Genomic DNA, 18,723 nt, shown 5'->3' with positions numbered 1-18,723 from the left:
CGTTACGCTCAGGCGGCGGTGGGAGTCGCCCAGTAGGCGGGCACCCATGCCCGCTCCTCGGCCGAGTCACGCCCGATCCTCGGGACACGCTCGGCAGCCAGCCAGCTCTGCGCGACGGCCGGGAATTCGATCTCGATCTGCGGCATCAGCCTCTCCTCTCATCGGCTCCCCCATGGAGCGGACTTCGCCAGGATGCTCGGGTCCGGTCCCGACCTTCATGAGGCTCCTGTCCCGTACTTGTCCCGGTCCCCCGCAACCCGCATCCGCGAAGCATCCGTCCACCGTCGTCGCACTGCCGTGGGCGACATCGGGGTACCCCGTGGCCGCCACCGCGGCTCCCACCCGGGCCCGGCGGGCCCCGGCCCGTCAGACCGACTGGGCGCCGGTCGTCGCCGGCCGCCTCAGAATCCCTCGATGGCCACGACCTCGCCGGGCGCGGGGGGCCGGAGCGGGTTGGTCGCCTCGAAGTCGTAGTACGTGACGTCCGCTCGATCAGGGCCGGTTCTGGTCCACCGCAGGAGGTACGGGCGGCCTTGGGCGGCCGCGCACTCCGTCACGGCTGCGCCGTCCTGGTGCGGATACGTCAGTGTGACGGCGGGCTGTCCGCCGACCGTGTCGACGCCTCCTCGTGTGATGCCCGGAGCCTGCGATGCGGCAGTCGGCGTGGCCGACGCCGTGGCACCGCCACTGCCGTTCTGTTGTGGGGGACCGCCCGCGGTCAGGGTGAGCGCCGCGAGGCAGGCCCCTGTCGTGAGCCTCCTGGGTCGCGGCGGCGAGTCCGGTGGCGATCTCGGCGACCCGGGGATCCGGTCGCCGCTGGGGCGTCCGGTCTTTCGCGCCCTGCGGACGGCCGGCTCCGGTGAGGTGAGGCTGGTGGCGCTGGTCGCCCGCGCTGAGCCCGGCTTCGAGGTCAGCTCGGCGATACCAGGTCCGGCCGTGCCGACGGACGCCGGCCAGGTACCCGTCCGCTGCACAGTCCCGGACGGTGGAGGCCCGCGTCTCCAGCACGTCCGCTGCCTCCTGGTCGGTAAGGAGGTCGTCCGGATGCGTCTCCCCCGGCGGCACCGGCGGGAGCCACAGGCCTTCGTCCGCGCCGACTGTCTCCAGGACGTCATGTCCGGAGGCAGGAGGCCAAGGCGACCCGGCGAGGAACGCACGGACCTGTTCCTCGTCGTAGATGCGCAGGCGTCCGCCCTCGTGCACAAGTGGGACGCGCTCGCGCAGCCGCAGGCCTTCGTTCCGCTGCCAGGTCTTGAGCACCGTCTTCCGCTCGGCGGCGATGTCGGCTTCGGTCAGGGTGGACGCCGCGTCGGTCCCGCCCGCGCACGACGAGAAGCGGCGCCCCGAGCCTTCGCCCGGGGCGCCGCTCCTCGTCCGCTCCGCGTCTCACGCGGCCTTCGCCGCGACCCGTGCCGCAGCGGTGCGCCACGCCGACCGCAAGTTCGTGGCCGTCGTGCTCGGCCAGGACGTCCTCGATCCTGCGCCCGTCGCGGACGGCCGTCAGGTGGCTGAGGAAGACCTCCTCGCCGCGCGCGGCGTCGATGGACCCGGCGTCGGGGTCCGGTCCGGATGGTCCGGCGAGCGTCCGGGCCGCCGCTATGGGATCGGGCAAGGAGCCGGCCTGCGGCCTCATGCGCTGGCGGGTGGTCAGTTGAGTGCTCTGAAGGCGTCGCGTGCAACGAGGCAGCCTATTATCGTCGAGGAGACGATAATAGGTTATCGTCGCCACATGAACGAAGAACCGAACGAGCACACCGGCTGCATGGACGGCTCGGCAGCCGAGCACGCACAGCGGGTGGCAGCGCAGGTCACAGCCGAGGCAGCGGGTGACACGGCATGGAAGCGCGACCACATGACCATGACCTTCTTCCTGGCCGGCGCCCGGTCCTCGCACGAGGAAGACCACCACGCCCGGCAGTTGGACAACTGGAGGAAGCGGCTCGTCGACTGCCTCGAGGCGGACGCCTACGCCGAGGTCGCCGAACTGCAGGAGCAGCTCCAGGGCTGGATACTGCAGGAGCTCCGGTACCGCGACAACGCCCTGGACGCGCTGCTGAAGGCGTACCCCCCGCCCAAGCCGCAGCGCGAGGCGCGCCCGCAATTCCCCGTACCCCCGGTGGAGAACCACCCCCCGGGCACCGAGGTCCCGTTGTACTTCACCGACGTCTTCGCCTTCGTCACCGACTTCCTCGCCCCCACCATCCGCCGCCCCTTGGACGGTACGTCCGCCACATGGTGCCCGCGCTGGTGGGAACACCCCGAGGCGGGGGCCCGGCTGTCCGCACTCTGGCTCGCGTGGGAGCAGCTGCGCCTCGAACCGACCCTCGGCATGACCACCTGGTGGATCCAGCACGCCGATCCGCACCTGCGCGTTCTGATGGACCCCAAGCAGGGCCCCTTCGCCGCCTGCTCGCCCGAGGGACACACACGGACACCGTTCGAACCGCTCCCGAACGACCCTTGCGACAACCCTGCCCTGTGACCTGAGTCGGAGATCCGCCGGCGGATGGTGCCCGGACCGGAGCTCATCCGCGGTGAACGGCACGGGCAGCACCAGCCGATCGGAGCCTTCCCCGTTCTGGTACGGCTCCTCCTCGCGAGATGGCCCGCTCCGTCAGATCGTCGGCCGGCACGGGATCCGGTATGTATCGGCGACGGCGCTGAGACGCACCTCTGGATGGGCCGGTCAACCGACTCTCCAACCGGACCTCACAGCCGGCACGGGATATCCGGCAAGACTGACCAACCTGGCGACGGCCGCCTCGAGGGCATGGCCGATCCTCTGTGTGAGGTAACTGGCCCAGTCGGACCGGCTTGGGCGCAGCTGCAGGACCACGTCCACGGCGAGGGCCCCAGCAGCGGCCTGAGGGTCTTCGTCCTCATCGACGACGCTCGGCTGGTGCGGCCCCTGCCGGATCGCAGCTGAGGAAGAGCGCTTTGGGGCCGTACCGAGAAGGGGGTACAGGCGTCCATTGCCGCGACAGCCAGGCGTACGCCGCGCCCACCCGACGTCGGCGGCACCCGGCTGCTCGGCCGGGCCCCGGCGAGCTCGGCACCCACATGGCCTTCACCGGGGCCGCGGTGGGCGCCGCGGACGCGCTGCTGTGCGGGCTCGCCGACCACTTCGTACCGGCGGCCCGGCTGCCTGAGCTGCTCGCCGGGCTGCGCCGGCGCACGGTCGAGGGCATCCGCGCCCATGTCATCGACAAGGACCGGAACCCCCACTGGTCCCCCGGCCACCCTCCAGGAGGTGGACGAGGCCACCGTGACGGCCTTCCTCACCCCGGCCGAGGGCGCGACGCGCGTCGCGCCGTAGCGGCCCGGGAGCTGCCGTGTTCCGGCCCGGCCGACGACGGTGAGCACGGTCGCTGAAGGAGTGTCAGGCCGCCTCCGTTCGACCGTGACCCCTCCCGCATAATGACGGGGCCGCGGAACAGGAGGCGTCGGGGTGCAGGTACGGGAACGGATCGAAGACCGTTATGAGCTGGAGGAACTGCTCGGCCGCGGAGGCTTCGGGGAGGTGTGGCGGGCCTGGGACAACCGGGTCGGCCGGTGGGTCGCCGTCAAGATCGGATACCCGGGTACCGCCGATGACGTCCGCCGGCTGGAGCGGGAGGCGAACCTCGCAGGAAACCTCTCGCACCCGAACATCGCCACCGTCCACGACGTGGGCCGCGGCCTGCGGGAGGGCCAGGACATGGTCTTCCTGGTCATGGAGCTGGTCCAGGGAGACACCCTCGCCACCGTCCTGAGGACCGGCCTCCCCGAGGTCGCGGACGTCCTGGAGTGGGCCGTGCACATCGCCGACGCGCTCGGCGCCGCACACCGGGCGGGCATCGTGCACCGGGACGTCAAACCCGCCAACGTGATGGTCACCGAGAGCGGGGTCGTGAAGGTCCTCGACTTCGGCATCGCCAAGGCACAGGGCGGACCGGCGCCAGCCCTCACGAACCTGACGGCCACCGGCATGATCATCGGCTCGTTCCCCTACATGGCTCCGGAGCGCTGGACCGGCGGTGCGGACGGGGCGCCGGTGGACGGGCGGGCCGACCTCTACGCCTTGGGCTGCGTCCTGGCCGAACTGCTCACCGGACGGCTGCCGTTCACCGGCGGTGAGCTGCACGAGCTGCTGGCCCAGCACCTGCAGGTCCCGCCGCCCGCCCCGAGCGGCCTGCGTCCCGGGATTCCCGCCGCGCTCGACCGGCTGGTCCTGGACCTGCTCGCCAAGGACCCCCGGCAGCGTCCCGCCAACGCGGAGGAGGTGGTCCGCCGCCTGAGGGACATCGCGCACGCGCAGGCCGCCGCCGCCCCGGCCGGGGCTGCTGCCGGCATCCCGCCCGCGACCGTCGTGAACGCTCCCGGACCGATCCCGCCGCGCCCCGCCCACCTTCCGACGGTCCACGAGGCCGCACTCGACGTGCGCACCCCGGCCGACCCGGCAGGCGACCCGATCCGCCTCCTGCTGGACCGGCGTGTCGAGCAGCTCGTGGCGACCCGTCACGACAGTCCGGCCGATTACGGCGACCGGCTGCGCGTGCTTGCCCAGGACCTCACCGCAGAGCTCGGCCCTGACGACTGGCTGACCGTGGAGGCCACGACCCTGTGGGCGTGGGCCGTCCGCCGCGAGATGCCGGACGAGCTGGAACGGATCCTGCCGCGCATGATGCGGGTCTTCGGAGTGGACCACCGGGAGACCATCACCGCACGCGCCGTGTGCGTCGGCGAGGCTGCGGCATACGGCCCCGGCGATGGCCTCCGGTACGAGGGCGAGCTCCTTGAGATCATCGAGCAGGCCACCCGGGTGCTCGGCGCCTCCAACTCCGTCACCCTGGCGGCTCGCTACTACCTGGCCTGCGCCTCGTACCGCGGTTCCGGAGTTCTGGACGAGACGTGGGCGCGGCGCACTCCCGAGGAAGCGGCCCGGCAGTACGCACTGCTGGCGCCCCTCGTGCCGGAGCTGCTGCTGGCGGACTACGGCCGGGGCGAGTCGGACGACCTGCGCTACCGGGTGGTCCACAACGCCTGGCTGACAGGCGATTTCCACACAGCCGCCGCCTTGTACCGCCAGATGTACTCGAACCTGGACGAGCTGGCCGAGCGGGGCGACGCGGAGGTGGCGTACCGGGTGGCCCGCAGCATCGGACAGGCGGGTGACCCGGAGCAGGCCCTGGCCATGATCCAGCCGCTGCTGCACCGGGTGGAAACCGCCTTTGGCGGCAGCCACTGGCTGACCCGGGAGGTGACGGAGGCCCGCAAGCAGTTCCGCAAGGGCATGCGGGAGCAGCGGCGTGCTTCCGGCTCGGGCCGCTCATGGGGGTTCGGCCTGCGCTGACAGCATGGTCGATTCCCTCCCGGGCTAGGGGCGCGCTCGAAGCCCCGCAGGTGTCCAGGCCCACGTGCGTGATCGCGTATCGACGCCCTGGCCCGCGCGCTGGCAGACGGATCGCCCGAGACCATGCGCGAAGTGGCTGCCCGACGCCAGGAGGCGGGTGACACGGAGGCGGCGTGCCGCCTCCTCCGGCACGCCGCCGACGCAGGCCACGTCCGTGCGGCCCAGCACCCAACGCTCGCAGCCCCCGGCGCCCCAGGCCGTCTGTCGCCCTTCTCGACCCTGCTCTCCAGCACGCCGGCTCCGTGTACCAGAAGCGGCCGGCTAGAGGCGAGCGTGCCGCCGCCATGCTCGGGGTATACACCCCGCAGGACAGGGCTCGGGGTGATCGACGGCGCCCGGTAAAGCCGGGGCGTCGGGTACCGCCACGGTGGTCTCGGCAGTCACCCGGCGATCCTCCCGCACTCCTGGACGCCATCACACCGCCTTGGCCCAAGCCGGCCGCCGCCCACCGGGCGGGCGCCAGCCCGGCGCTGCCACGCTTCCGGGCCAGCTCGCGCAACGGATGCCCCGTAGCACTTTCCGGCGTACGCGCTCCAGACGTGGCTGGGCATTTTCACCGTCGTCGACCGCCTCACCCATGGGCACCATCATCGAGACCGGCACCGACTCCTACCGCCTCGCCAGCACCCGAGCACGAGCCGAGGAGCACGCCAAGGCCAGCTGAGTCCGCCGCTTCCTGCCGCGACCGTCAGCCGCCCTGACCGGCGGCTGGCGGTCGCGCGTTCGTGGTGCTCCCGTCAGGTACTTCCGTTCCAGCCAGCTCGGTCGCCGCGGTGTGGCAATGGGCCTCAAGAGTCGAGCACGGCGGCTACGGCCTCGATCTCGACGAGCTGGTCCTTATAGCCGAGCACGGTGACGCCCATCAAGGTGCTGGGGACGTCATGGTCAGCGAACGAGTCCCGGACTACCTCCCAGGCGGCCACCAAATCCTCCCGCCGGGCCGATGCGACGAGAACCCTGGTACTGATGACGTCCTGGAGTGACGCGCCGGAGGCGGTAAGAGCAGCCTGCATGTTCTCGACTGCTTTCAATGCCTGACCCGCGTAGTCCCCGATCGCTGCCGTCGAGCCGTCGTCGTTGAGGGGACACGCCCCTGCGAGGAAGATCAGGCGGGAGTCGGCGGGCGCCGTGGCTGCATAGGCGTACTCGGCGATGTCGGACAGGGAGGCGGAGCGGATCAGCGTGATGGCATGAGCCACGGTCGTCGGGTCCTTTCCCATCGGAAGTTGAGCGCGGACATCCTGTCAACGACCCGTTGGCACCCGCCTCCCCTTTTCTCGCACCCCTCGGCAATGCCGTCGTTTCTGGTCGACACCCGTGGACCGGGTGATCACCAACCGACTCCGGAACCCGTGGAGAAACGCTGTTGCTAGTGATCAACGAAGCGAGACCGGGAAGGCGCCGAGGCCCTCGCACGGCAGGTCGCCGACCGCGGCTACACCACGTCCTCGGACACCGTGGTCGAGCTACCGCCGCTGCTCAGCCGGCTGTGGTTCAACCGACACCTACCGCCGGCCACGTCATAGGAACCCCGTGAACGAGCAGGCGTCCCTCGCGCGCCGCCCGTCCGTCAGCCCCGGCGGCTGGGGCTCGGCGTCCAGGACCGCGTCCGCGTCGCACAGGCCCCAGGCGCTGACTACCGGGCGGGGGTTTCTGCATCTCCGAGGCGGAACTGAGCGGGGCAGAACAAGCGTGCGCGGCCGCCGAGGGCCACCGGTCCAGCTCCATACCGGCGACTGCTGGGCCACCGGCAAGCGCACCGCCCCCGTCCCCTCCGGCCAAGCGCAGCAGGCACTCGCCGAAGGCGTGGGGAGGCGGCGATGCGCAGGGCCTGATCGGCTCCGAGGAGGATCAGCACGGTCGGTGCCCGGCATTGCAAGCGGGCCGAGAGGGCCCGGTCGGGGTCATCACCGGTCCAGGCCTCCAGCAGCGGCGGCCACCGCGGCCGCAGCCCCGACGGGTTCGCCGACTTCCCGAACCGCACATGCAGCTTCCCGACGGCCCCAGCCCCGGATGCACGGGTCCAGACGCACCAGCTCGCTCACCCGCACCCCCGACAGGTACGGCGTGCGCAGCACGGCGTGATCCCGCGCCGCGGCCCGGTAATCGGAAGCGACCGCGACCTGGGAACGGACGAAGGACCCGCCTCTCCGTCTCCGGCGGCGGCCCCACCGCGGCGGTCCCACTGCAGTGTGGCAAGCGGCAGCCTGACGATGGGCCGCGGCGCGTCACGCCTGATCGTCTACGATCGGGCACGGGTCATAAGGGCTGCCCAGGGCCTCCTTCTGCGAGGTGTGCCATGCGATGTCGCCGGAGCGCTTCTGGCCCCGGGTCGCAGCTACGCCGTGCACCGTAGATCGGCCGGCGGGCGATGCCCGGTCAGGAGGAACCCCGTCACCGCCCGGTCACCGCAGGCCTTGCCGTCGGCGTGGTAGGAGCCATGGCCGCCGCGGTCGACGGTGACCAGGCGGGCTCGGTCGCCGAGGGCCGCCCGCATGCGCAGGGCGCCGAAGTAGGGCGTGACCGGGTCCCGGAGGTTCTGGAGCATCAGAATGTTGGACGGCCCGTCCGAGGTGATGCGGACCGGCTTGTCGGTCGGCTCGGTGTGCCAGAAGGCGCAGGGGGTGATGTTCACCGGCTGTCCTGCGGTGAGCGGGTGCCGGATGCGGTCGGTGGCCACGGCGTGGGCGTAGCCGCGAACGTCGTGGGGCCAGCTCACGTCGTTGCATTGCGTCGCCGTGAACACGGCGGCGTCGCGGTCCGGCATCGGCGTGGCGTATCCGGGGGGCAGGGCGAGTGTGGCGTGGGGGTCTTCGGCCGCCTTGATCAGTTGGGCCAGCCAGGGGAAGTCGGCGTCGCTGTAGGTGAGCGCCTGCTGGACGGCCTGGCGCAGGATGTTGCCGGTGAGCGGCTTGTGCGGCGTGGTGGTCGCGCGGGGCGTGCGGTCCAGTCGGTCGGCGAGGGACAGCACCAACGGCCTCACCTCACTGACGCGTTGGGCCAGCCGTAGCCCGTCGCGGTCGCGGGCGGGGTCGGCGGCCCAGCGGGCGAAGTCGGGGAACCGCTCGTCGGTACCGGCCGCCGTGTTGGCGAGCCAAGCGCGTTCCACTCGCGCCGGGTCGGGATCATCGGTGCTGTCGAGCACCACCCGTTCGGTGTGCTCGGGGTACCCCTGCGCGTAGGCGGCGGTTACGTACGTGCCGTACGAGACCCCGTACATCGACAGCTTCGAGGTACCGAGGGCCTGGCGGAAGCGCTCGATGTCGCGCACCTCGTTCGCCGTGGAGTAACTGCGTACCACGGCACCGCCGTTGCGGGCGCAGGCATCGGCGATGCGACGGGCGCGGGCGACGCTGTCGCTGATATCGCCGCCGGGACCAGGCCAACTGCGGAGGTTCATCACGTCCCGGTCGTCCGCACTCAGCCCGCAGCCGACTGCCGTGGAGCCACCCACCCCGCGCGGGTCGAAGCTGACCAGGTCGTAGGCGCCGTCCAAGGCCTTGCGCAGCGCCGGTCCTGTCTGGGCGAGCGCTTCAACGCCGGATCCGCCCGGGCCGCCCGGGACGACCAGCAGGGTGCCGCGCCGGGCGGCCGGGCGGTCGCTGACCAGGCGGGTGACGCGCAGGGTGAGGCGGGCGCCGTCCGGCTTCCGGTAGTCCACGGGGACGGACAGATCAGCGCACTGCTGGTCGGCGGGGCCGTCGGGCTGGGCACACGGATGCCAGGAGAGTGTTGTCGCTGTCGCTGACGCTGGACCGGCGACGGCGAGGCATGTCGTCGCGCTGAGCGAAAGGACGCCCAGTACCACGGCGAGTCTGTGCTTCATCATTGTCTCCGAGGTAGAGGTGTTGACGGCCGGCCGCGGCATCCGCGTGGTCGCGTGGTCTCTGCGGTGGGCCGTGCGCGCGAATGCGCACGAGCTTGCGCGGCCGGTCACCATCGGGGCCCTGGCCTGTGCCGGGACTCGGTGCCGGGGTCGTGTCCCGGGCCCGCCGGGCCGCACGGTCACGGTGAGCCGGTCCTCCACCCGGATGCCACCGCGGTCCTTCGTGAGGTCATGGCCGTCGATGCTGATGACGAAGCCACCTTGGCAGTGGAGAAGGTCCCGCGGCCTCCCCCATCAGTGGGATCGCTCTCCCCCATATGGGGGGGGGCCGCCGCGCTCGTCCCACTGACAGGATGAGCAGGTGCCCCGACTCCAGCCGTCCCACCCGATTCCGCCGGCCCCCACGGCCGTTGGCGCGGCCGGTCACGTACACGCGCGGGCTGCACCTGTGCGTGCCCGCCGACACCATCGCGCTGCTGCTCGGCTCCGTGGCGTGCCGGTGGGCCTGATCCCGGCACGCCGTCTCGGGGAGGGCATCCAGGCCCAAGTGCCCCTGATACCGGATGAGCGCAGTGCTGGAACGGTCGGAGGCGGAGCTGGCCGCCTACCGGCAGGCGGCGCCGACGGCCCGCACCGCGGCCGCTGTCAGTGCTGCCTGCCACGCGGTCGCCGAGGAAGGCGATCTGCAGGAGAGGGGATCAGGCTCGCCAAGGCCGAGGAAGGGAGCTCTCCGCGCACGCTCGGCAGCCGCCGACAAGCAGGAGCGGGCCGGTGCCCGACTGCACCCCCGGGAGGCAGAGCAGGTACTTCATCGGTGCGTGTCACGTCGCGGACGCCGTGGGCGAGGCCCGCCGCGGCGAAGGGCTCGGGACCGGAAGGGGCGGGCGGGATACACGGTGGCCGGCCGGGCAGGGGCAGCCCCCCGTACCGACGGCTGGCTGATCGGCCCGGGCGCCCCGGCCGGAACCCCCCTGTCACGCCCCCCCACAACGCCCGTAAGAGCCTGAGCCAGGCCCCGACCGCGCGCAGTTTCCCGTCCTGGTCGTAGCGGCTGAGTCAACCGCTGCCGCAACCCGCCTCCACCAGGCCCGATTCGTAGGCCGCAATCACCGCCTGGGCGCGGTCGCGGACGCCCAGCTTGCCGAAGATGCCGGTGATGTGGTTCTTGACCGTGGAGACGCTGATGTCCAGGTCCGCGGCGATCTCCGCGTTGTCGAGGCCGGTGGCCAGGAGCTGCCAGATCTCCCGCTCGCGCGGGGTCATGTGGAGTGGGACCGCGGCCGCGACCGGGCGGGCGGGCACGGGGGTCCGCACGTAGGCGGAGAGCAGCCGGGTGAGCAGCCGGGGTGCGACGACCGCCTCGCCGCCGTGCACGGTGCGGACCGCGGCGCCGAGTTCTTCCGGTGAGACGTCCTTCGGGAGGAAGCCGTGGGCTCCCGCGCGCAGGGCGGCGACCACGTACTCGTCCATGTCGAAGGTGCTGAGCGCCAGAACGCGGACCTCGGGGAGGGTGCGCGCCAGCTCCGCGGTGGCCTGGACGCCGTCGAGGACGGGCATCCGGATGTCCATGACGACCACGTCGGGTCGCAGGTCCTGGGCGAGGGCGACGGCGCGGGCGCCGTCCTCGGCCTCGCCGACCACCTCGAACTCCGGGTCGGGGCCGAGGATCAGGGCGAGACCCCGCCGTACCAGGGGCTGGTCGTCCGCTATGAGCACACGAATCATCGGTGTCGTCGTCCCTCTCACTCGCCGCCCCGGCCCGCCGGTATCGGAAGGCGGGCCGCCACCCGGAATCCGCCGCCGTCGCGTGCGGCCGCCTCCAGGGTTCCGCCCTGGAGGGCTACGCGTTCGTGCATTCCGATCAGACCGTACCCGGTTCCCGGTGCGGGCCGGGCGGCCGACGGCGGTGGACCGGCCCCGTCGTCGCTCACCTCCACGCGGACCTCGTCCGGGCGGTACGTCAGCCGCACCTGGGCCCGCGCCTGCCCCGCGTGCTTGCGGGTGTTGGTCAGTGCCTCCTGCACGATGCGGAAGAGGGTGAGGCCGACGCTGGGCGGCAGCGGGCGGACCGTGCCCTCGACGGTGAAGTCCGTCTCGGTTCCGGCCAGCCGTGACTCGGTGACGATCCGCTCCAGGTCCGCGGTGCCCGGCTGGGGAGCCGGCGGGCCTTCGTCCGCTTCTTCTCCGGCCCGTAGTACGTCGAGGAGTTGGCGCATCTCACGCAGGGCGACGCGGCCCGAGTCCTCCAGGGCGACGAGGGCCTCGCGAGCCGCCTCGGTGTCGTGCGCCAGGTTGGCGCGCGCGCCACCCGCCATCAGCTGCATGGCGGTGATGTGGTGGGCGACGATGTCGTGGAGTTCCCGGGCGATCCGGCGTCGTTCCTCGGCGACCGCGCGCTCGGCCCGGAAGGCGTGGTTGGCCTCGACCTCCCGCTGCCAGCGGTTGACGACCACGGCCGCGGCGGCGACCAGGGTCGCGGCAGCCGCGTTGGCGACGACGGACCAGCCTGCCGGGACCAGCGTCCCGCCCTGCCCCAGCGAGGCCAGCGGCACGGTCAGGACGACGGAAGCCGCGGCGACGGCGGGGCGGCCGAACCGGACCACCGCATAGAGGGCGGCGGCGAGCCCGAGCGGGAAGCGCGGTGAGTCGTCCGGTATGGCCAGGTTGGGCACGACCCCCAGGAGCAGCACCGTCGCGAGCACGGTGACGGGGTGGCGGCGGCGGGCGAGCAGGCACAGGGCCGCCGCCACGAGCGCGCAGGCGGCCGGGATCGGCAGGGGCATCCCTTCGGACTGGGTGCCGAGCGAGAAGCCCAACAGGTCGACCGCGGCGGCCCCGATCGCCACCAGTGCGTCGTTGCGCGTCCAGCGCAGCGTGTCGGCGCCTCTGTTCATCGTTGCCGGTCCCTCCCCGCCGGCCGGCCTCCGACCGGTGCGGGGCGGTTCGGGCCGGTTCCTGTCGATCCATTCTGGCAGGCGGGCCGGCTGGTGCCGCCCTCCCGCAGGCCGGTGGCAGACCAGGACCGGGGTCCTGGTCGGGGCCGGCCTCCGGACCCTGCTCCCGGGGTGGAGTTCCTCCCGTGCGCCGACGATCGCACGGCCCGTACCTGGTGGTCTGGAGACCGGCCGGGAACCCCCGGTCCACCCCGCAGACCTGAGGAGTCACGTGATCCGCGCCCTGACCGGGTTCTCGACGAGGAACCCGTGGAAGGTGATAGCCGTCTGGGCCGTGCTCGGCATCGCCCTGACCATCGCCGGCCAGGCGCTCGTCTTCCGCGCCACCCAGAGCAACACCGGCGCGTTCCTGCCCCCGTCCTACGACTCGGCGGCAGCCCTGAAGGTCGCCGAGGAGAGGTTCGGGGTGAAGCCGGACGCGAACACGCTCACCGTGCTGGTGGCCCGGAGGGACGGCGGGCAGCTGAGCGAGGCCGACGAACGGCGCATCGCCGAGGAGGCCGCGAAGTTGGGCACCCACCGGGTGGCCATGCCCGAGCCCGAGGAGGAGACGCCGTTCGCCCAGGACCATTCTCAGACCCCGAAGGTCGCCCCGGCCGTGACCGCCCCGGACCGCGCCTTCGGGCTGCTGTCCGTGGAAATGAAGGGCAACCCCCAGGACCCCGGGCTCCAGGACACCTACCGGGCCTTCCGCGAGCAGGCTCGGGCCGGGTTCGCCGCGGCCGGATTCCGGACCGGTTACACGGGCGGCCTCGCCTCCACCGTCGACGACGTCGAGGCCCAGGAGACGCGGGCCCGGGTCATCGCCGTCGCGATGCTCGGCGTGATCGTGCTGCTGCACGTCCTGGTGTTCCGCAGCGTGCTCGCCGCGCTGCTGCCGCTCCTGGTCGTGTCCGTCATCGGCGGCGCGGCTACCGGCACGGTGGTCGGCGTCGCGATGCTGACCGGCGTCGCCCTCGACCCGTCCACCCCGCAGCTCATCAACGTCGTACTGGTGGGCATCGGCATCGACTACTTCCTCTTCCTGCTGTTCCGCTTCCGCGAGCAGTTGCGCCGGCGGCCCGAGCAGCCGGGACGCGACGCGGCGGCGGAGGTCTCCAGGCGCGTGGGTACGGCGGTGACGTCGGCGGCGCTCACCATCGTCGCGGCGTTCGCCACGCTCGGGGTGGCCTCCTTCGGACAGTTCCGGATGCTCGGCCCGGCCATCGCCGTGTCCGTGCTGGTGATGCTCCTCGGCAGCCTCACCTTCATGCCGGCCCTGCTCGCCGTCACCGGCCGCACGATGTTCTGGCCGTCACGGGCCCACCAGCGCGAGCCCCGCGGCGGCTCAGCCGCCCGGCTGGGCACCTGGCTGGGCGAACGGCCCCTCACGGCGATCCTGGCCTCCGTGGCGCTGCTGGGCGCCCTCGCCTCGGGCCTGGCCGGCATGCGGATGGACTACGGGTCGGGCGGGGCAGGCGGCGAGCGGACGGCCGCCGCTGCCACCGCGGCCGAGATCTCCCGGGCCATGCCGGCCGGCGTCTCCGACCCGATCAGCGTGTACGTCACCGCTTCGGACGGCGCACCGCTCACCACCGGCCGGCTCGACGCGCTGGCCGGAACGCTCGCCCGGTTGGAAGGGGTGGGTCAGGTCGCCCCGACGGTACTGAGCCAAGACCGTCTGGCGGCGCGCCTCGACCTGTTCCCGCACGCCGATCCGCACGGCCAGGGGGCCCGCGACCTGGCGTCGGGCGCGGTCCGCGACGCGGTCGCGGCTCACCGGCCGAACGGCACCGAGGTCCACGTGGGCGGCACCGCGGCGGTACTCGCCGACGTCGCGACGGCCGTGGAGAAGGACCTGCGCCTGGTGTTTCCGGTCGCGGCAGCCCTGATCGCGCTCATCCTCTTCCTGCTGCTGCGCAGCCTGCTCGCCCCGCTGATCCTGATGCTCGCGGTGGGCCTGGGGTTCACCGCCACGCTGGGTGCCGCGGCGCTCGTCTTCCAGCACGGGCTGGACCGGCCGGGCGTGGCCTTCACGCTGCCACTGGTGCTGTTCCTGTTCGTCGTCGCGCTGGGCACCGACTACAACATCCTGGTGACCGACCGGATCCGGGAGGAGATGGAACGGCCCGGTCCGGCCCGGGATGCGGTGACCAGGGCGGTGCGGCACACCGCGCCGGCCGTGGCGACGGCCGGGCTGGTGCTGGCCGCCTCCTTCGGCAGCCTCGCGGTCAACCCGATCGAGGCCACGCAACAGATCGGTTTCGCGACGGCGCTCGGGATCCTGCTCTCCGCCTTCGTCCTGTCGGTCGTCTTGGTACCAGCGTGCGCGGTGCTCCTGGGCCGGGCCGTCTGGTGGCCCGTGAGGCCGCGGCCGGCGGCGTCCCGGCCGAGTCCGGGAGCGAAGGCGCCGGAACGCGTCCTGGTTCCCTGAGCACGGCGCGCCATGCGCGGGGCGCCGGGCGGGCGGGGTTACGTAAGGGATCCGCGCGCACCGGCGCCCGGGGACGTTCGGCTGGGTCGGGCGTCCGGCACTCGCCGTCGCCGTGGCGATCTGACCCCGCCACAACGACGGCAGGAACTGGTTGGACACTGATCGAACCACGAGGTCCCCGGCCCGACAGCGACGCCCATGTCGAGCCGCACCGCGGGTGATGGGTGGTACCCCGGCGGCATCAGGCGAGCCGTGCAGCGCCGAGGCGTCCAGGAAAACGGCGTTCGGAACACGACCCGACCGTCCAAGGCCCAGCTGTGCCCGGCAGGGGCGCGTCCGTCCTCGTAGGGCGCTGCTCCACAACACTCGTCCGGGTGAACGCACATCGTGGCCGCAGTTGGCTTCGTCATACGGCCGCGGAACGGCTGGAGCCGGACGGGGGGCGTGCTCGGCCGGCGGACGGCTGTGCCGGAGAGCGCGACCGTGTCGTTACGATCAGCGCCGCTGAGGCCGATGCATGCACGCCTGTGCTTATGCGCTGACTTGACCTGCGGTTATGCCGCGATGCAGGGCGGTGCGAAGGCCCCGGCTGTTCCACACGACGACGGGGAGGGACACGTGCGTGCTGCAGGAGCGACGGCCGGCCGGGACCAGGGTGGGAGCGCGGGGGTGCAGCTGGCGCGGATGCTGCGCCGCTGGTGGGAGAAGGCCGGAAGCCGGGCCGGCGGCGGTCGGCCCACGCAGCAGGCCCTGGCCCTGAAGTTGGGCGTCGACCAGACGACCCTCTCGCGCTACCTGAACCCCCAACACCCCTCTACCGCGTCCATGAGGGTGGTGGAGGCCCTGCACTCCCAGTTGCACGCCCCCACGGCCGACCTCGAACCGGCGAGGACGCTGTGCCGGGCCGCACTGCTGGGGAACGGCCGTGCACAGGTGTTCGACGGTGGAGGGGAGCGCACCGCACCGGCGGGTTCCCCCGACGGATCCGGCGAGCCCCCCGCTCCCGATGCAGGCCGCCCCGGTAACGCTGCCCCGCAGGGCACTGATGTGCGCGCCGCTCGCGGCGGGCACCGCTCCCGGCGGCTGCGGCCGATGTTCGTCGCGGCGGCCGTGGTTGTGGCGTTCGCCCTGGGAATGGTCGTGCAGGAGCAGCTCTCCGGCCGCGGCCACAACGCTGCGGCCGGCGGTGCGGCCGCGGCCGCTCCCGCGGGCAGGACACCGTACGCGTGGCCGTTACTACGCATGGGTGAGGAGGACCAGTTCACCCGTGGCCGCGCCCTGCAGCACCTGTTGAACGCGCACGGCTACAAGCTGCTGGCCGACGGGTTCTTCCGGCAGGACACCCGGGACGCCGTCATGGACTTCCAGCAGCGGCACGACCTGCCGGCCGACGGCAAGGTGGGCGTGCGGACCTGGCCCGAGCTGGTGAAGGAGGTGGGACCGCAATCCGGTGCGTCCGAGGTGCGGGCCGTGCAGGAACTCCTGAACAACGTGGGCCAGGGCGGCACGGCGGTGTCGGGCAAGTTCACCGCGGCCACCGGCGACGACGTGCGGTTCTTCCAGCGCACTCACAGTCTGCCCGTGACCGGCCAGGTCGACGTGGACACCTGGCTGGCCCTGCTGGTCAAACAGCTCCCGCCCGTCAAGGCGCCCGACTACCAGAGGGCCACCAGCCCGACGCCCTCCGCTTCCAGGTAGGGCGGGCGGCGCGCGCACCGCTCGGACACGGCGCCGCACCCGGCTCGCTGGAGGAGCGTCCGGACCACATGCACCAGGCAGGGCCATGGTCGCCATAGCGCCAGGTCACGGGCCTGCATGCGGGGTGCATCGATGCACCTCGGCAAGCCGCCGGGATCCTCTTCCCCCCGCTCGGCCGTCCCGGCCATGCTGGTTGTGCGGCCGGCGGTCCCGGACAACCCGCCCTTTCGACGGGTGACAGGTCCCGACCCTGGCTCCGGTCCGCTTCCAGTCACCACGCCGCCCGAAGGGGGCACCCATGTCTGCTGTCCGCAGAACCCTCACGTCCGCTGTCTCGGCCGCCGTCCTCGCCGGGGGTCTGGCCCTCGGCGCAGCCGGTCCGGCGAGCGCGGCCACCTGCCCGTCCTCTGCGTCCCCCGTCATCGACGGGGCGTCGGCCAGCTGGACCCTGAGCTGCTCCGGCAACACCGTGAAGGTGTCCGGCTGGCTCCAGGACACCCGCGTCGACGGCAAGTGCGCCATCGTCCGGATCAACGCCGGCAACGGCGAGTACACGACGAAGTCCGCGTGCAGCTCGGGGGTGCGGGAGCAGTTCTCGTTCACCTTCAAGGGCACGAAGGATGCGCAGGTACGCCTCGCCATCGCCTGACCGCACGCCAGGGGGTGGGCCGGCCACGAACGCCCCGCCGGTGAGTCGGCGTGGTCCAGGTGTGTGCACCTGACCGCGACGGGTTCGGCGCGCTCACGGCGCCGAACCCGTCGGCGGGCCGGCTGAGTACGGGGACGGCCATCGGGGATAGCCGGTACTGGCGGAGTGTCCCCCCACGCGGCCAACACCGACGTGCGCCGCGTCCCGGTCGAAGTCGGGTCCGGAGGTGTGCGGATCGATCAGGAATCGAGAAGCGCGGCTCACGGAGCCGCGTCTAGCCTGCTCGTCATGGACATCACCATTCACACGACCGCTCTCCCGCACGACGACCCGGACGCGTCGGTCGCCTTCTACCGCGACGTCCTCGGCTTCGAGGTCCGCAGCGATGTCGGGCAGGGCAGGATGCGCTGGATCACGGTCGGGCCGGCTGGTCAGCCCGGTACGTCGATCCTTCTGGCGCCGCCTGCCGCTGATCCCGGCATCACCGAGGACGAGCGGCGCACGATCACCGAGATGATGGCCAAGGGCACCTACGGCTGGATCCTGCTGGCCACCCCGGACCTCGACGCCACGTTCGAGAAGGTCCAGGCCGGTGACACCGAGGTCGTCCAGGAACCGACCGAGCAGCCGTACGGCGTCCGCGACTGCGCCTTCCGCGACCCCGCGGGCAACCTGGTCCGCATCCAGGAACTGCGCTGAGCCCTGCGGGTGTCGGTGCGGCTCTGCGGGACGACATGGCGACCGCCCATAAGGCCGGCCGAGGCGCAGCAGAGCAGACGTGCCTGCCCTGTCGGCTGCTCGCCAGCGTCTCGTTGAACCGGCTGTGAGCTGGGCTCCGTCCCGCTGTTTTCGGGCAGTTACTCAAGCGGTAGGTCGAGTCCGGCGGGCCGGTCGAGCAACTGCCGGGCGTCTGGGGTGCCCGCCGAGGTGGGCGCCCCAGACGCCCGACGACGTCGAGGGCAGTGGAAGACGAACGACAACGGGGAGGGTCCTGATGTGTAGGCCTGAATGGAGGCGTGCCCGCGTGCAGGCGCAGCGCCTGGAGGATCTCGCGCGGCTGCGCCGCGTGCGTGACCGGATCGACAGGGAGTACGCGCAGCCGCTGAACGTGGAGGCGCTCGCTCGCGATGTGCACATGTCCGCCGGGCACCTGAGTCGGCAGTTCCGGGCCGCCTACGGTGAGTCGCCGTACGCGTACCTGATGACGCGCCGTATCGAGCGGGCGACGGCACTGCTGCGGCGGGGCGACCTCAGCGTCACCGAGGTCTGCTTCGCGGTCGGCTGCGCGTCGCTGGGCACGTTCACCACCCGCTTCACCGAACTGGTCGGCATGCCGCCCGGCACCTTCCGGCGCCAGGCGGCCGCTGCGGCGGCCGTCGATGCCGGGGGTACGGCCTACGAGCCGGGCGCGGCCGTCAAGGTGGAGGGGATGCCGGCGGGCGTGGCGAAGCAGGTCGCGAGACCGGTCAGGAATCGAGAAGCCCCGGCCGCAGCCCGACCCCTAGCGTGATGGTCATGGCAACCAACGCTTCCACCGCAGCCCACACGTCCCTCGCGTCCGTCACCCTCGAGGTGGCCGATCCCGAGGACGCCCGCCGCTTCTACACCGCCTTCGGCGTGGACACGTACGTCCGCCTGCGGGCGTCCGAGGCGCACTCCGCCGGGTTCCGCGGCTTCACCCTGGGGCTCACGGTGACCAACCCGGCCACCGTCGACGGCTTCTTCCGCGCCGCCGTGGACGCCGGCGCCACCGTCCTCAAGCCCGCCGCGAAGTCGCTGTGGGGCTACAGC

At 72.4% G+C, this 18,723-nt stretch carries 15 protein-coding genes and 3 pseudogenes; 12 read left to right on the top strand and 6 right to left on the bottom strand.

The window, feature by feature from the left end; translation table 11 throughout:
* Window positions 1-8: 8 nt before the first annotated feature.
* Complete coding sequence (locus ACZ4VL_RS27195; protein ID WP_468204843.1) at window positions 9-146, bottom strand: hypothetical protein; 138 nt, start codon at window positions 144-146, stop codon at window positions 9-11.
* A gap of 255 nt (window positions 147-401) precedes the next feature.
* Window positions 402-557, bottom strand: a complete 156-nt coding sequence (locus ACZ4VL_RS27190; RefSeq protein ID WP_468204841.1) for a hypothetical protein — start codon at window positions 555-557, stop codon at window positions 402-404.
* A gap of 1,172 nt (window positions 558-1,729) precedes the next feature.
* On the opposite strand from ACZ4VL_RS27190, the gene ACZ4VL_RS27185 reads away from it, so the two are divergent.
* The 4 genes and pseudogenes from ACZ4VL_RS27185 to ACZ4VL_RS27170 form a co-directional block, all read left to right on the top strand.
* The gene (locus ACZ4VL_RS27185; RefSeq protein ID WP_468204839.1) at window positions 1,730-2,482 is read left to right on the top strand and encodes a DUF4913 domain-containing protein; all 753 of its coding nucleotides are present in this window, start codon (window positions 1,730-1,732) and stop codon (window positions 2,480-2,482) included.
* Window positions 2,483-3,004: 522 nt separating this feature from the next.
* Window positions 3,005-3,165: pseudogene (locus tag ACZ4VL_RS27180) on the top strand (enoyl-CoA hydratase/isomerase family protein); the annotation flags it as partial.
* Between the two features lie 283 nt (window positions 3,166-3,448).
* Entirely contained in the window at window positions 3,449-5,332 is a 1,884-nt protein-coding gene (locus ACZ4VL_RS27175; protein WP_468204837.1) for a serine/threonine-protein kinase, read from the top strand.
* A gap of 618 nt (window positions 5,333-5,950) precedes the next feature.
* Window positions 5,951-6,056 (top strand): annotated as a pseudogene (locus ACZ4VL_RS27170) (IS21-like element helper ATPase IstB); the annotation flags it as partial.
* 124 nt (window positions 6,057-6,180) lie between these two features.
* On the opposite strand, the gene ACZ4VL_RS27165 reads toward ACZ4VL_RS27170, so the two are convergent.
* Window positions 6,181-6,591, bottom strand: coding sequence for a RidA family protein (locus tag ACZ4VL_RS27165; RefSeq protein WP_468204835.1), 411 nt, complete (start codon window positions 6,589-6,591; stop codon window positions 6,181-6,183).
* Between the two features lie 118 nt (window positions 6,592-6,709).
* Between ACZ4VL_RS27165 and ACZ4VL_RS27160 the strand changes: the two genes are divergently transcribed.
* Entirely contained in the window at window positions 6,710-7,477 is a 768-nt protein-coding gene (locus ACZ4VL_RS27160; RefSeq protein WP_468204833.1) for a DUF6233 domain-containing protein, read from the top strand.
* Between the two features lie 253 nt (window positions 7,478-7,730).
* On the opposite strand, the gene ACZ4VL_RS27155 is transcribed toward ACZ4VL_RS27160, so the two are convergent.
* Window positions 7,731-9,218, bottom strand: a complete 1,488-nt coding sequence (locus tag ACZ4VL_RS27155) for an alpha/beta hydrolase (RefSeq protein WP_468204914.1) — start codon at window positions 9,216-9,218, stop codon at window positions 7,731-7,733.
* A gap of 353 nt (window positions 9,219-9,571) precedes the next feature.
* On the opposite strand from ACZ4VL_RS27155, the gene ACZ4VL_RS27150 reads away from it, so the two are divergent.
* The gene (locus ACZ4VL_RS27150) at window positions 9,572-9,727 is read left to right on the top strand and encodes a hypothetical protein (RefSeq protein WP_468204831.1); all 156 of its coding nucleotides are present in this window, start codon (window positions 9,572-9,574) and stop codon (window positions 9,725-9,727) included.
* A gap of 547 nt (window positions 9,728-10,274) precedes the next feature.
* On the opposite strand, the gene ACZ4VL_RS27145 is transcribed toward ACZ4VL_RS27150, so the two are convergent.
* Both ACZ4VL_RS27145 and ACZ4VL_RS27140 read right to left on the bottom strand, forming a co-directional pair.
* Window positions 10,275-10,943, bottom strand: a complete 669-nt coding sequence (locus ACZ4VL_RS27145) for a response regulator (RefSeq protein WP_468204829.1) — start codon at window positions 10,941-10,943, stop codon at window positions 10,275-10,277.
* A gap of 17 nt (window positions 10,944-10,960) precedes the next feature.
* Window positions 10,961-12,112, bottom strand: a complete 1,152-nt coding sequence (locus ACZ4VL_RS27140) for a sensor histidine kinase (protein WP_468204827.1) — start codon at window positions 12,110-12,112, stop codon at window positions 10,961-10,963.
* A 271-nt stretch (window positions 12,113-12,383) separates the two neighbouring features.
* On the opposite strand from ACZ4VL_RS27140, the gene ACZ4VL_RS27135 reads away from it, so the two are divergent.
* The 6 genes and pseudogenes from ACZ4VL_RS27135 to ACZ4VL_RS27110 form a co-directional block, all read left to right on the top strand.
* Window positions 12,384-14,585, top strand: coding sequence for an MMPL family transporter (locus ACZ4VL_RS27135; protein ID WP_468204825.1), 2,202 nt, complete (start codon window positions 12,384-12,386; stop codon window positions 14,583-14,585).
* A 618-nt stretch (window positions 14,586-15,203) separates the two neighbouring features.
* Complete coding sequence (locus tag ACZ4VL_RS27130; RefSeq protein WP_468204823.1) at window positions 15,204-16,283, top strand: peptidoglycan-binding protein; 1,080 nt, start codon at window positions 15,204-15,206, stop codon at window positions 16,281-16,283.
* Window positions 16,284-16,581: 298 nt separating this feature from the next.
* Complete coding sequence (locus ACZ4VL_RS27125; protein ID WP_468204821.1) at window positions 16,582-16,932, top strand: hypothetical protein; 351 nt, start codon at window positions 16,582-16,584, stop codon at window positions 16,930-16,932.
* Between the two features lie 288 nt (window positions 16,933-17,220).
* Window positions 17,221-17,631: a VOC family protein gene (locus ACZ4VL_RS27120; protein ID WP_361101081.1), complete on the top strand. Its 411-nt coding sequence runs from the start codon at window positions 17,221-17,223 to the stop codon at window positions 17,629-17,631.
* Between the two features lie 295 nt (window positions 17,632-17,926).
* Complete coding sequence (locus tag ACZ4VL_RS27115; RefSeq protein WP_468204819.1) at window positions 17,927-18,442, top strand: helix-turn-helix transcriptional regulator; 516 nt, start codon at window positions 17,927-17,929, stop codon at window positions 18,440-18,442.
* Window positions 18,442-18,723: pseudogene (locus tag ACZ4VL_RS27110) on the top strand (glyoxalase); the annotation flags it as partial. The gene ACZ4VL_RS27115 and the pseudogene ACZ4VL_RS27110, both read left to right, overlap by 1 nt.

The organism is Streptomyces sp. NPDC029014, from assembly GCF_055564695.1.
Note: the sequence above shows the minus strand (reverse complement) of the source record. Positions and strands in the feature narration are given on the sequence as shown.

Bases quoted from the DNA above. Each gene is read 5' to 3' on its own strand.
- ACZ4VL_RS27195 (WP_468204843.1), bottom strand. From the start codon at position 146: ATGCCGCAGATCGAGATCGAATTCCCGGCCGTCGCGCAGAGCTGGCTG.
- ACZ4VL_RS27185 (WP_468204839.1), top strand. From the start codon at position 1,730: ATGAACGAAGAACCGAACGAGCACACCGGCTGCATGGACGGCTCGGCA.
- ACZ4VL_RS27155 (WP_468204914.1), bottom strand. From the start codon at position 9,218: ATGAAGCACAGACTCGCCGTGGTACTGGGCGTCCTTTCGCTCAGCGCG.
- ACZ4VL_RS27150 (WP_468204831.1), top strand. From the start codon at position 9,572: ATGAGCAGGTGCCCCGACTCCAGCCGTCCCACCCGATTCCGCCGGCCC.
- ACZ4VL_RS27145 (WP_468204829.1), bottom strand. From the start codon at position 10,943: ATGATTCGTGTGCTCATAGCGGACGACCAGCCCCTGGTACGGCGGGGT.
- ACZ4VL_RS27140 (WP_468204827.1), bottom strand. From the start codon at position 12,112: ATGAACAGAGGCGCCGACACGCTGCGCTGGACGCGCAACGACGCACTG.
- ACZ4VL_RS27125 (WP_468204821.1), top strand. From the start codon at position 16,582: ATGTCTGCTGTCCGCAGAACCCTCACGTCCGCTGTCTCGGCCGCCGTC.
- ACZ4VL_RS27120 (WP_361101081.1), top strand. From the start codon at position 17,221: ATGGACATCACCATTCACACGACCGCTCTCCCGCACGACGACCCGGAC.
- ACZ4VL_RS27115 (WP_468204819.1), top strand. From the start codon at position 17,927: ATGTGTAGGCCTGAATGGAGGCGTGCCCGCGTGCAGGCGCAGCGCCTG.